This is a genomic window from Streptosporangium sp. OZ121, assembly GCF_051918885.1.
In the GTDB taxonomy this organism is placed as follows: Bacteria; Actinomycetota; Actinomycetes; order Streptosporangiales; family Streptosporangiaceae; genus Streptosporangium.
Genome location: NZ_JBPXMC010000007.1, coordinates 1 through 12,816, shown reverse-complemented (window position 1 = coordinate 12,816; position 12,816 = coordinate 1). Strand labels below are relative to the sequence as shown.

The 12,816-nt window shown below is 72.7% G+C and carries 11 protein-coding genes; 7 read left to right on the top strand and 4 right to left on the bottom strand.

Annotation, left to right across the window (positions count from 1 at the left end; genetic code table 11):
* Positions 1-4 precede the first annotated feature (4 nt).
* A complete protein-coding gene (locus tag ACTOQ1_RS15325) occupies positions 5-514 on the top strand; it encodes a VOC family protein (protein WP_362834808.1) in 510 nt (169 codons plus the stop codon).
* A gap of 239 nt (positions 515-753) precedes the next feature.
* Here ACTOQ1_RS15325 and ACTOQ1_RS15320 read toward each other — a convergent pair whose 3' ends face one another.
* On the bottom strand, positions 754-1,725 hold the full coding sequence (locus tag ACTOQ1_RS15320; RefSeq protein ID WP_440068134.1) for an asparaginase: 972 nt from the start codon (positions 1,723-1,725) through the stop codon (positions 754-756).
* Positions 1,726-1,804: 79 nt separating this feature from the next.
* Positions 1,805-2,701 carry a hypothetical protein gene (locus ACTOQ1_RS15315; RefSeq protein ID WP_440067647.1) on the bottom strand — a complete coding sequence of 299 codons (897 nt, stop codon included), beginning with the start codon at positions 2,699-2,701 and terminating at the stop codon, positions 1,805-1,807.
* Positions 2,702-3,033: 332 nt separating this feature from the next.
* Here ACTOQ1_RS15315 and ACTOQ1_RS15310 point away from each other — a divergent pair, with 332 nt between their 5' ends.
* From ACTOQ1_RS15310 to ACTOQ1_RS15290, 5 genes are all read left to right on the top strand, one after another.
* Positions 3,034-4,272, top strand: coding sequence for a histidine kinase (locus ACTOQ1_RS15310; protein WP_440067646.1), 1,239 nt, complete (start codon positions 3,034-3,036; stop codon positions 4,270-4,272).
* A complete protein-coding gene (locus tag ACTOQ1_RS15305; protein ID WP_440067644.1) occupies positions 4,263-4,904 on the top strand; it encodes a response regulator transcription factor in 642 nt (213 codons plus the stop codon). The genes ACTOQ1_RS15310 and ACTOQ1_RS15305 overlap by 10 nt, the downstream gene beginning before the upstream one ends.
* Positions 4,905-4,910: 6 nt before the next feature.
* A complete protein-coding gene (locus ACTOQ1_RS15300; protein WP_440067643.1) occupies positions 4,911-5,714 on the top strand; it encodes a hypothetical protein in 804 nt (267 codons plus the stop codon).
* Positions 5,715-5,848: 134 nt separating this feature from the next.
* Positions 5,849-6,478 (top strand): TetR/AcrR family transcriptional regulator, encoded by a 630-nt coding sequence (locus ACTOQ1_RS15295; protein ID WP_440067641.1) that lies wholly within the window; start codon positions 5,849-5,851, stop codon positions 6,476-6,478.
* A gap of 253 nt (positions 6,479-6,731) precedes the next feature.
* Positions 6,732-9,143, top strand: a complete 2,412-nt coding sequence (locus ACTOQ1_RS15290; RefSeq protein ID WP_440067640.1) for a GH1 family beta-glucosidase — start codon at positions 6,732-6,734, stop codon at positions 9,141-9,143.
* Between the two features lie 320 nt (positions 9,144-9,463).
* Here ACTOQ1_RS15290 and ACTOQ1_RS15285 read toward each other — a convergent pair whose 3' ends face one another.
* Together ACTOQ1_RS15285 and ACTOQ1_RS15280 are read right to left on the bottom strand one after the other, a co-directional pair.
* A complete protein-coding gene (locus ACTOQ1_RS15285; RefSeq protein ID WP_440067638.1) occupies positions 9,464-9,982 on the bottom strand; it encodes a COG4315 family predicted lipoprotein in 519 nt (172 codons plus the stop codon).
* 305 nt (positions 9,983-10,287) lie between these two features.
* Positions 10,288-10,983 carry a winged helix-turn-helix transcriptional regulator gene (locus ACTOQ1_RS15280; protein WP_440067636.1) on the bottom strand — a complete coding sequence of 232 codons (696 nt, stop codon included), beginning with the start codon at positions 10,981-10,983 and terminating at the stop codon, positions 10,288-10,290.
* Between the two features lie 82 nt (positions 10,984-11,065).
* Between ACTOQ1_RS15280 and ACTOQ1_RS15275 the strand changes: the two genes are divergently transcribed.
* A complete protein-coding gene (locus ACTOQ1_RS15275) occupies positions 11,066-12,520 on the top strand; it encodes an MFS transporter (RefSeq protein ID WP_440067634.1) in 1,455 nt (484 codons plus the stop codon).
* Positions 12,521-12,816 lie beyond the last annotated feature (296 nt).

Here is a 12,816-nt window from a genome sequence, read left to right as displayed (position 1 = left end):
CACCATGCCGGTCCAGCGGCTCAACCACGCCGTTCTCTTCGTCCGCGACGTGGAGCGCAGCGTCGCCTTCTACCGGGAGGCACTCGGCTTCAGGATGGTCATGGGCATGCCGGGCGCCGCGTTCCTCCAGGCCTCGGGGTCCAGCAACGACCACGACCTGGGCCTCTTCGAGATCGGCGCGCAGGCGGGTCCCTCGGAGGCCGGGCGCTCGGCCGTCGGCCTCTACCACCTGGCCTGGGAGGTCGACACCCTCCAGGAGCTGGAGCGGATCGCCCTCAAGCTCGGCGAGCTCGACGCCCTCGTCGGCGCCTCCGACCACTCCACCACCAAGGCCCTGTACGCCAAGGACCCCGACGGGCTGGAGTTCGAGGTCTCCTGGCTGGTCCCCGCCGACCTGCTCACCGAGGAGGTGCTGAACGGGCGCTCCGGCATCAAGCCCCTCGACATCGCCAGGGAGAAGGAGCGGTACGGCGCCGAGACCCGCGGCGGCCTCGGGGTCTCGATCCCCGTCTGATCGTTCCGGGCGTCCGGCCCGTCCGGTCGCCCGCGGCCCGGCACCCCCGTGACGGGCACCGGGGCGGGGAGGGGGTGATCCGGCGAAGGCCTCCCCAGCCCTTCGCCGGATCACGGACTCCACCGACGTGCCCGCACAGCTCGGCGATACTCCCCTTTTCGCGATTTTTACCTATCCACAAATCGCCTCACGGCGCGTCAGGACCTGCCGAACCGGCGCCAGGACCTGCCGAACCGGCGTCAGAGCCTGCCGAACCAGTCGCGTACGGCGTCGATCCCGCCTGTCCCGAGGGCGACCATCAGCGCGCACCGCGCCTTCGAGGGCGCCAGGCCCCGGGCCCCGATCGCACCGACACTCGCGGCGAGTCCCGCGCCGAAGCGCATCTCGTCGAGCGGGACCGCGCCGGTACGGCACCTCGACGCGACGACCACCGGGATCCCCCACTCCGTCAGCTCGGCGATCGCCACGAAGAGCCCGACCGGCACGTTGCCCATGCCGGTCGCCTCCAGCACGACGCCCTGGGCCCCGGCGTCCACGACGGCGGTGAGCAGCACGGGTTCGATCCCCGGATAGGTCTTGATCAGGGCGACGTCCGACGCCGGGTCCCCCCCGAACGCGGGCGGCCGGGGCGGTGGGGCGGACAGCGTCTCGACCCGGCCGCCGGTCACCCGGCCCAGCACGGCGAAGGGGGCCGACGAGAACGCCGCGACGCTCGTGGCGTCGACCTTGGCGACCCAGCGGGCCGCGTGGATCTCGTCGTTGACGCACACGACGGCCCCGGCACCGCGCAGCGCGCCGTCGGCGGCCACCACGAGCGAGGAGGCGAGGTTACGCGGGCCGTCCGAGGACAGCTCGTCCAGGGAGCGGACGGCGCCGGTCAGCACGATGGTGCCGCGCTCCGCCGCCCGGCCCGCGAGGAGGTCCACGAGGTAGGCCGTCTCCTCGATCGTGTCGGTGCCGTGAGTGATCACGACGCCGTCGAATCCGCGATCCAGGATGGCCGCGCGCGCCCTGCGGGCCAGTTCCAGCATGGTCGAGGGCGACATGTCCCAGCTGGGCTCCGCCATCATGTCCTCGGCCACCACGTCCACAGCGTCCGCCGCGATCGTGCCGGGCGGGAGCGCCCTCAGCAGTTCGGCCCCCGACGCGACTCCCGGGCGGCCCGGGGCGTAGGAGTGGGCGATGACGTCACCGGTCGCCAGCAGCAGCACGCGCTTCAAGGAGACGATCCCTTCGTTGGCCGCCCTCAAGTCTCCCTCTATTTATAACCCACGACTAACCCCATTGGGGTTATCTAAAAGCCGGAGCGCCCTCGGGCCGGGAGCGCCGGCGCCGTTCGGGGTCCGGGACGCGTGACAGCTCTCCGGCGAGCCCGGCTCCGGGGTCGGCGAGCCCGTCGCTCCGGAACAGCGCGTGGGCCGCCTCCCGCGTCCCGTCGTCCCGCCGCGCCCTGGTCACGAACTCCTCGGGTGTCCGCCCGAACAGGAGCCGCAGCTTCGCGGAGCGCGCCAGCAGGTGCCCGATCAGCTCCGGCTGGGGAGCGAGCCGCAGCGGCTCTCCCTCCTCGTCCACCAGGCATCCGTGCCTGCCCGCGTAGACGTGGCACGAGGGGAGGGTCTCCCCCGAGGAGAGACGCACCGGGAAGGATCTCGGGGGCAGCGGGAGCCGGAGGTAGTTCGGCTCGGTCGCGTCCAGCGCGGCGAGCTGGGCGTCGTCCACCCACACGACGAACAGGAGTGACGCGCCCGCCACCCTGACGGGCGCGGCGGGCAGGTAGGCGTTCCGGCTGACGTGCGCCGACACCCCCGGGGCGACGCCGTGCACGGTGGCCGGGGTCAGCGGGACGACGGGCCGGATCCCGGCGGCGGTGAACTTGCGGTGCAGCTGGCCCGGCGCGGCGTTGGACCCCACCGCGACCACCGGGTGGCGGGCCTCCATCGGCCCCGCGCCGAGGCTCGCCAGGTGGTCGGCGAGCCGCACGACCCGGCCGCCGGACCGGACCCGCCGTTCGCCGAGGGCGCCGGCGTCCTCGGACATCGGCAGGAAACGGCCGTCGGCCAGCAGCCCGGCTCCCGAGGGGAGGCGGCCCGGGTAGGTCAGGGGCTCGGAGATCGGGTCGTGGGCGAGAAGCCGGGAAGGATCGGCGGCGCCGGGGAGGCCGGGAAGCACGGGGAATACGGGGAACATGGGTAGACCTGGGAGTGCGGAGAGGGCGGGGGTACGGGGAGGCCGGGGGGTACGGGGAGTGCGGGGAGTGCGGCCCGACCGGGAGGCGACCGGTCCGTCGCCCCTCCCGCGCCATGCCGTTCGACATGCTCGCGGGAGCCCGTTCCTCAAGGTTAGGTGAAGCCACCAAATGGTGTCTTTACCCTACGAAGAGGGCAGACCGTACGACCGTGACACCCGGGGGCACCCCGTGAAGAGAACCCCTGGCCGGCCGTGAAGGTGGGGTTTGCCCCACCTTTTTCCGGGATACCTCGCCCCTGTGCCCCGGTCCCGGCGGTCCTTACGGTGGTCACATGACCGGCATCGAGATGACCACCCCCTGGGAGAGGATCAGCGCCCACTGGTCCGCGCGGGCCTGGCTCCGCACCGCGCACCTGGTGACGGGCGTGCCGATCGCCCTGCTGGGCACGGCGGTGATCGCGGCGCTGGTGACGGCGTCAGTGCTGCTGGTGTGGACCGTGGTGGTCCCCGTGGTCGCGCTGCTGCTGTTCTTCGTGGTCGTCCGGGCACTCACCCTGGTGCAGCGGTCCCGGTTCGCGGCCTTCCTCGACGTCGACATCCTTCCGGTCCCGCGCCGCCCCCTGAGCATGAACCCGTTCAGGCGGCTGCTCCAGGAGGCCAGGACGCTGAGCACCTGGCGCCGGCTCGGGTACCACCTGCTGGCCCCGCTGATCAGCGGCATCGGCGCCGTCTCGGTCGTCGGGGCGTGGGCGGGCGGCCTGGTCACCGCCGCGCTCGCCGTGCGGTACTGGGCGATGGAGGAGACCTGGCCGAGCGTGGCGTTCGTCCTCGTCTCCGGGGCCCTGTTCGTCGCGGGGCCGTGGGTGGCCCGCGGGTTCGCGGTGCTGGACGTGATCGCCGCCGAGGCCCTGCTCGGCCCCAGCCTGAGCGACCAGCTGGCCCAGCGGGTCGAGACGTTGCGGGAGAGCCGTACCGGGGTGGTCGACGCCGCGGACGCCGAGCGCCGCCGCATCGAACGGGACCTGCACGACGGCACCCAGCAGCGGCTGGTGTCGCTGGCGATGAACCTGGGCATGGCCCGCGCCACCCTCACCGACCTGCCGGAACCCGCCCGCGAGGTGATCGTGCAGGCACACGAGGAGGCCAAGCAGGCCCTCAAGGAGCTGCGCGACTTCGTCCGGGGGCTGCACCCGGCCGTGCTCAACGACCAGGGCCTGGACGCGGCCCTGTCCGGCCTGGCCGCGCGGGCCCCGTTCCCCGTACGGCTGAGCGTCGACATCTTCGAGCGGGTCTCCCCCACGATCGAGGCGGTGGCGTTCTTCGTCGTGTCCGAGGCGCTGACCAACATCACCAAGCACGCGGGGGCGTCCGGCGCCGAGGTCGTCGTCGACCGCCTCGGCGACCGCCTCCACGTGGCCGTCAGCGACGACGGCCGCGGCGGCGCGGACCCGGACCGGGGGACCGGCCTGCGCGGCCTGTCCAGCCGGGTCGGCTCCGTGGACGGCATCCTGTACGTCGACAGCCCGCTCGGCGGGCCGACGACGATCAGAGTGGAGCTGCCGTGCGCGTAGTGCTCGCCGAGGACTCCGTACTCCTGCGAGAGGGGCTCGTCCGCCTGCTCGGCTCGGCGGGCATCGAGGTCGTGGCCGCCGTGTCCGACGCGGAGGGGCTGCTGCGCGCCGTGGACGAGCACGTCCCCGACCTCGTCGTCACCGACGTTCGGATGCCCCCCTCGCACACCGACGAGGGCCTGCGCGCGGCGCTCGTCCTGCGCCGCCAGCGGCCGAAGCTCGCGATCCTCGTGCTCTCCCAGTACGTCGAGGAGCGCTACGCCACCCAGCTGCTGTCCACCGCCACCAGCGGGATCGGCTACCTGCTCAAGGACCGGGTGGCCGACGTCGAGGAGTTCCTCGACGCGCTGCGCCGGATCGCCGCCGGAGGCACCGCCCTGGATCCCGAGGTGGTCGCCCAGCTGCTGCTGCGCCGGCACAGCGACCCGCTGGACCGGCTGACCCGCCGGGAGCACGAGGTGCTCGCGCTGATAGCGGAGGGCCGCTCCAACACCGGGATCGCCGAGGCCCTGGTGGTGTCCGAGAGCGCGGTCGGCAAGCACATCAACAACATCTTCACCAAGCTCGACCTCTCCGGCGCCGACAAGGACCACCGCCGGGTGCTCGCCGTCCTGCGATTCCTGAAGGTTTGAGAGAGCATGCCGACACGAAACAACGCCCGCACCGCCTGGCTGATCGCCGGTGGGACGCTCACCGCGCTCACCGTGGCCTTCACCGCCCTGGCCGCGTGGGCCGAGATCACGAGGGTCCGCCCCAGCGCCGAGACCACGCTGCAGTCCCGGGCGCTCACCTCACCGAAGATCGTCGTGGAGGCCACCGGCCACGTCAACGTCTCGGTCGTGCCGGGCGCGGCGGAGCGGCTGGACCTGGAACGGACGCTCCTGTGGACCCGGGACCGGCCCGTGGTCACCGAGGAGTGGGACGGGCGGACGCTCCGACTCGACGTCCGCTGCCCCGGCGGCGACCGTCCCGGCGGCCCCGCCTGCCAGGCCGACTACATCCTGGGCGTGCCCGCGGCCACCGACGTCGAGGCGGCGTCCCGCCGCTTCGGACACGTTTCGGTGAGCGGGATCCAGGGCGACCTGCGCCTCTCCACCGCCATGGGCGACGTGGTCGCGGACGGCACGGGGGGCTCGCTGCTGGTGCGGGCGCAGACGGGGAACGTGATCGGCATCGGTCTCAGGTCCGCCGGGGCCGACGTCGAGACCGGTACGGGAGACGTCGACCTGAGGTTCGCGGCCCCGCCGGACGACGTCAGCGCCGTGGTGAGGGCGTCCGGGGACGTGAAGATCAGGGTGCCGGACGGCCAGGAGTACGAGGAGGGCTACGACGTGCGGACCGGCACCGAGAACGCGACCGTCGGGGTGCGGCGCGACCCGGCCGCCCCGCGGCGGATCACCACCCTGACCGGGTCGGGCGAGCTGAGCGTCCTCCCGTCCTGACCCGCGGTCCCCCGCCCCGCGAGCCCCACGCCTTCCTCTCGGCGCGGCGGGACGGAGCATCGCGCACACAGGTTTGACCAGGTCAAAACCAACGCCAGGGCGTCTCCACCCGTGCGGAGGACTTGAATCGAGTCATGATTCCCGCCGACGACCCGCAGAGCCGAGCGGTCATCGACATCGCGGCGCGGCTCTTCGCGGCGTTCGGTCACGACGGCACGTCACTGCAGGGGATAGCGGAGGCGGCCGGACAGGACCTGACGTGGGTGCAGCAACGGTTCGGCGACAAACACGATCTCTATCTCGTCGTCATCGAGCACGCCAGCCGGGCGGAACGGGCCGTCGTGGAGGACGCGCTCAGCGCGCTCCCCGCCGCCGGCCCCGAGGAATTCGCCGCCGTCATGTACGGACTCTCCGAGCGCTACCTGGAGTTCTGCCTCGACAACCCGCAGATCCCCGCGCTGTGGATGCACCGCTGGCTCGGCGACGCCGCCGACCTCCCCGACCTGGAGCAGACCTACTCGGTCCCCATCATCAACCTCACCCGCGACGCGATGCGCTCCGCCGCCGGGGCCGGGCTGATCGACGACCAGGTGGACCTGAGCCTGCTGCTGCGTACGCTGATCTGGAGCGTGTACGGGTTCCTGCACGGCGAGGCCATCGCCGAGGCGGAACACTCCGTCTCCACCGACCCGCGGGCGCGGCGACGCCTCCTGGCCCACCACCGCCAGTTGCTCGACCGCATGCTGAAACTCCCCGGAGCCTGAGAACGTTCTCCGGGAGACCCTCTCCGCCCCGGAGAACGGCGTGCCCGCTGTCGGTGGCATCGGTTACTGTGTCGTCGATCATGAACGCGGGCGAGGTGGGAGCGTTCCCACATGGGTTGGGAAATCCTCTCGACGCCAGGCCTCGACCGTCCCATGATGTCGGTAGGCCGCTTCCACCGGCCGGGACGGCGGCGACCCCGCCACCGCCTCGCGCGTCCTGGCAGTCGCGAGAACCAACGGGGGTTTTCGAAGGATGACCGCAACGACCATCTCGGCCCGGGGCGAGACCCTGGCCTTTCCCGAGGGCTTCGTCTGGGGGGCCGCCACCGCCGCGTACCAGATCGAGGGCGCCGCGCGAGACGGGGGGCGTGGCCCGTCGATCTGGGACACCTTCTCCCACACGCCGGGCAGGACCGCCGACGGCCACACCGGCGATGTGGCCTGCGACCACTACCACCGCTACGCCGGCGACGTCCGGATGATGGCGGAGCTGGGTCTCGGGGCCTACCGGTTCTCGGTGGCGTGGCCCAGGATCCAGCCGTCGGGCTCGGGTCCCGCCGTCGCCGCCGGGCTCGACTTCTACGACCGGCTGGTGGACGAGCTGCTGGCGGCCGACATCGCGCCCTACGTGACGCTCTACCACTGGGACCTCCCCCAGGCGCTGGAGGACCTGGGCGGGTGGACCAACCGCGACACGGCCCACCGCTTCGCCGACTTCACGCGCATCGTGCACGACCGGCTCGGCGACCGCGTCGGGACGTGGATGACCGTCAACGAGCCGTGGGTGGCCGCGGTGCTGGGGTACGGCATCGGCATCCACGCCCCGGGCCGCGCCTCGGCGGCGGAGGCCTTCCGCGCCTCCCACCACCTCCTGCTGGCCCACGGCCTGAGCGCCCGGGTGCTGCGCGACGCGGGCGCCCGCGAGATCGCCCTCACCCTGAACCTCACGCCGGTGATGACACCCGGCCAGGTGAGCGACCCCGACCTCGTCCCGTCCGCCGAGGACGCCGAGGCGGTGAACCGGATCGACTGCCTCATCAACCGGCAGTTCCTCGACCCCGCCCTGCGCGGGAAGCATCCCGACCCGGTGCTCGCCATCATGGAGCGCATGGGCGGGACCGACCACATCCACGACGGCGACCTCGAAACGATCAACCAGCCCATCGACCTGCTCGGGATCAACTACTACACCCCCTGCGTCGTGCGGTCCGAGCCGGGCGAGCCGGCCAACGCCGCCTATCCCGGCAGCGAGGGCATCCGGTTCAGCGGCACCCACGCCCCGACGACGGCGATGGGCTGGGCGATCGTGCCGATCGGGCTCTCCCAGCTGCTCACGCGGCTCTCGCGCGACTACCCCGAGGTCGGCCTGATCGTCACCGAGAACGGCGCCGCGTTCGACGACGTGGTGGCGGGCGACCGCGTGCACGACGCCGACAGGACCGCCTTCTTCGAGGGCCATCTGAGGGCCGCGCACGCCGCGGTCGAGGCCGGTGCCGACCTGCGCGGCTTCCTGGTCTGGTCGCTGCTGGACAACTTCGAGTGGGCCGAGGGCTACAACAAGCGCTTCGGGATCGTGCACGTCGACTTCGAGACGCAGCGGCGGCTGCCCAAGGACAGCGCGCTGTGGTACCGCGAGGTGATCCGGCACAACGGGCTGCACCGCGAGCGCGCCAAGCGCCCCACCCTGGAGGCGGTCGCCGCCCGCGCGGGCGTGTCGAGGTCGACCGTCTCCCGGGTGATCAACGGTGAGGGCACGGTCAGCGACGAGTTCCGCGCGATCGTCATGCACGCCGTCAACGAGCTGGGCTACGTCCCCAACTCGGCGGCCCGCAGCCTGGTGACCCGGCGCACCGACTCGATCGCGCTGGTCGTCTCCGGCTCCCCCGCCGGAGTCCGCTCCGACGACCCGCTGTTCTCGGCGACCGTCCGCTCGGCCACCCGGGAGCTGGAGGAGTCGGGCAAGCGCGTCACCCTCATGCTCGCCGACTCGACGGACGGCCGGCTCCGGGTGGAGCAGTACGCCGCCTCGGGGCACGTGGACGGGGTGGTGCTCGTGTCGACGCAGGGCACCGACCCGCTGCCCGCCGCGCTGGCCCGTACGGGCATCCCCGTCGTGTCACTGGGCAGGCCCGCGGTGGCGACGCAGGCCGCGTACGCCGACGTCGACAACGCGGGCGGCGCCGCCTCGGCGGTCGGGCACCTGCTCGCCAGGGGACGGCGGCGGATCGCCGCGATCGCCGGGCCCCCGGACGCGGTCGCCGCGCAGGACCGGCTCAGGGGCTACCGCGAGGCCCTGCGCGACACCGGGTATCGGTCGATCATCGCCGTCGGCGATCTCACCCTCGCCTCGGGCGCGGACGCGATGCGCCAGCTCCTGCGTGACGACCCGGCGCTCGACGCGGTCTTCGCGGCCGGCGACCTGATGGCGATCGGTGCCCTGCGGGTGTTGAGCGAGTCGGGGCGGCGGGTGCCGGACGACGTCGCGATCGCGGGATTCGACGACATCGAGGCCGCCTCCTACGCCGTGCCCGCGCTCACCACGGTGCGCGCGCCCCGGGAGGACCAGGCGCGGGCGGCGGTGCGCCTGCTTCTCCGCCAGATCGACGGCGGCCCCGTGTCGTCGACGATCCTGCCCACGGAGCTCGTCGTCCGGGAGTCCACCTGACGAGGTGACCGCGCGCGCCTCGACCGGCGGAGAACTCCGCGAAGGCGCGGATGGAGGATTCCGCGAAGGCGCGGGCGGAGAACGTGAAGGGCCCGCCGGGGCGTCGGCGGGCCCTTCACGTTTCGCGCCCCGGGCGGGGCGAGCCTCACGGTTTCGTCGGCGGGCTCGCCCGTGTCGCGGGCCGGCACGCCGTGCCCGCCGCCGCCTCCGGCCCGGACTCCCGGACTCCCGAGTTCCCGGGGGTCCGGGGGTCCGGCCTCACGGACACGCTCGTTCACGTCCCCCGGGGTCGGCGCTCGTTCACGTCCCCCGGGGTCGGCTCAGTCGCGCGCCTTCTTCCCGTCCGCGTCGACCGCGTACCACTCGTCGCCGAAGCCGTCGACGTCGTGCCCCTTGACATCGCCGGCCTTGGTGTCCTTGGCGAAGTAGTAGAGAGGATGGCGGTTGTAGGTCACCTGCGTCGTGCCGTCGTCCCGCTCGGTGGTGTCGAGCAGGTCCTCCTTGACGCCCTGGCCCGCTTCTGGCTTCCCGTCCGTGACGTACGGCGGCCACGCCCGCGCGCAGGCGTCGGAACACGACGACTTCCCGTCCTTGTCCTTCTCGAAGAGGTAGAGCGTGCGTCCTCCCTCTCCGACCAGGACCTTTCCGATACTCGTCTCTCCCAGCTCGACCTTGGCCCTGGTCGCCGGCGAGGACGAGGCGGGGGTTCCTGGCGAGGTGGGCGACGCCTTGACCTGGTCCGCGACCATCGGCTCGGTCGTGCTCCCGTCGTCGGCGCCGCCGCATCCGGCTGCGAGCACGCCGAGCGCGAGCACGCCGGCATGAAGCAACTTCCTCATCTCCGACCCTCCAGGTAAGCAGTGCCATTACTGCTGGACAGCAGACACGCTGCGGCACCGGTTGGGGGGCACGACACGGATCGCTTGGACATGCCTTTGCCCGCCCTTGCGAGACCCGTCTCACGCCCGGACCACCCGGCCCGCCCGGACCCGCCCGGACCGTGCGAGCCGCCCGGCTCCGGCTCGCTCGCGACCGTCCGCGTGCGGGGGCCGGGAGCGAGGACGCCGGGTCACGTCGGGACCGGGCCGGGGACAGGGGTGAGGGACCGGGGGCAGGGGTGAGGGAAAGGCCGGGGGCGGGGCGGTCAACCGGAGGTTGGGAGGGTGGCGCGGGAGCGGCGGCGGTGTGCCCTCTGGCGGCACGCCGTGCCGCAGAACCGGGCGGGGCGGCCGGTACGCGCGGCACGGATCGGGTCGCCGCACATCTCGCACCGCGAGAGGCCCGCGCCGGGACGGCTCTCCTCACGCGCCGGCGCCGCGGCCCGAGTTTCGTTACGTAGCGGCACCGTGTGCCGTGTTTCGTCACGTGGTGGCGTCGTGGACGGGGTTTCGTCACGCGGGGGCGTCGCGACCGGCGCGGCGTCCGCGCGGGCGTCGTAGCTCGCCCGGGCGGCGGCGATCTCGTTCTGGTGCCGCTCCGTCCAGGTGACGAGCGACTGGATGGTGTCGTGCAGGGTCACACCGAGGGGCGTGAGCTCGTAGTCGACCCTGGGCGGCACGACGGGGTGCACGGTGCGGCGCACCAGGCCGTCGCGCTCCAGATGGCGCAGGGTGACGGTGAGCATGCGCTGGCTGACGCCGTCGATCTCACGGCTCAACTCCGTGAAACGGAGGGTACGGCTGTCGAGGAGCGCGATGACGAGCAGGGACCACTTGTCCGCGACCCGGTCGAGGATCTGGCGGACCTCACAGTCTTCCCGGGTGTCCCACTGGTGGGCGTCGACGTAGGCGTCACCGGTATCCGAGCAGCGACTCGGTGACTTCGAAGTGCCTTCTTCCATGGTCATTGATGGTGTCCGATGATGCGACTACTTACAAGAGGGAACCAGCCGCGGTTCCCGCCTCTCTCCAAGGAGTCGTCCCGTGTCCACACCACTGTCCCCACCGTCGGATCGCATGAGCGGGCGCGCCTGGGGCATGCTGCTCGTGCTGTGCGGCGCGATCTTCCTGGAGGGGATCGACGTGGCGATGCTGAACGTGGCCCTGCCGTCGATCCGCTCCGACCTGGATCTGTCCACCGGCTCGCTGAGCTGGGTGATGAGCTCGTACGTGCTCGGCTACGCCGGTTTCATGCTGCTGGGTGGGCGGGCCGCCGACCTGCTCGGCCGGCGGCGGATGTTCCTGACATGGCTCGGCGTCTTCATCGTCTTCTCGGGCCTGGGCGGGTTCGCGACCGAGGGGTGGATCCTCATCGTCGCCCGTTTCGTGACGGGGGTGGCCGCCGCGTTCATGGCACCCGCCGGGCTGTCCATCATCACGACGAACTTCGCCGAGGGCCCGCGGCGCAACCGGGCGCTCCTGGTCTACGCGGGCACGGCGGCGGCCGGTTTCTCCCTCGGCCTCGTCATCGGCGGCCTGCTGGCCGAGATCAGCTGGCGGTGGGTGTTCTTCGCTCCGGTGATCATGGCCTCCGCGGTCCTCGTCGCCGCGCTCCGCCTCATCCCGGACGGCGACCACCCGCCCCGTCGTACGCTCGGCTTCGACCTGGCCGGAGCGATCACCGTGACCGCGGCGATGATGGTGCTGGTGTTCGCGGTCGTCAGGCTGGAGGATCCGGCCGCGGGATGGGGCTGGACGGCCGGAGCGCTCGCCGCCGGGGTCGCGCTGCTCGCCGCCTTCACGGCGATCGAGCGGCGGTCGGCGTCGCCGCTGGTACGCCTGGGCATCCTCCGCTCGGCTCCGCTGGTGCGCGCCAACCTCGGCGCGCTGCTGTTCGGGGGCTCCTTCTTCGGGTTCCAGTTCCTCGTCGTGCTCTACCTCCAGGAACTGCGCGGCTGGTCGTCGTTGCAGGCGGCCCTCGCGCTGCTGGTGGTCAGCATCGACGCCGTGCTGGCGCCGACCCTCACCCCGCGCCTGGTGAACCGCTTCGGCAACGTCCGAGTGATCTTCGGCGGGCTGTGCCTCGCCGCCGTGGCCTACGCCCTGTTCCTGCCGGTCGGCCTCGACTGGACGTACGCGGCGATGTTCCCGAGCATGATCATTCTCGGTCTCGCCTTCTCCCTGGCGTACGGGCCGCTCACCATCGCCGCGACCGACGGCGTGGCCGAGGAGGAGCAGGGACTCGCCGGCGGGCTGCTGTACACCTCCTTCCAGTTCGGCGCGGCGCTCGGACTGTCGGCGGTGACCGCCGTGAACGTCGCCGTCACCGGGTCCGGCGGATCTCCCCTCACCGAGCTCGACGGCTTCCGCGCGGCCCTGGTCATCCCGCTCGCGATGGCCGTCGTCGCGGCGGCCGTCGTCGCGTCCGGCCTGCGCGGGCGCGGCGGGGCGGGCACGGAACCCCGCCACGGGACTCCGGTCCCCGCCGAGTCGCGGTAGACCCTGTCGCGGTAGACCCTGTCGCGGTAGACCCTGTCGCGGTGGATCCGGTGCGCGGGGTCCGGTGCGCGGTGGATCCGGTGCGCGGTGGATCCGGTGCGCGGGGCCCTCGTCCCCGATCGTCCCCGGCCGGCGGCCGACCTTCCCGCGCAGTCCCCGATCGCCCCGGGCCGGCGGCCGACGCCCGTTGCCCGACGCCCGCACGGCGCGAATGCCCGGACAGCACGAAGCCGGCCCCCTGGGGAGCCGGCCGGGTTCGAGCGTGGGAGACCGATCGGGTCGGTGTCGGGTCGGTG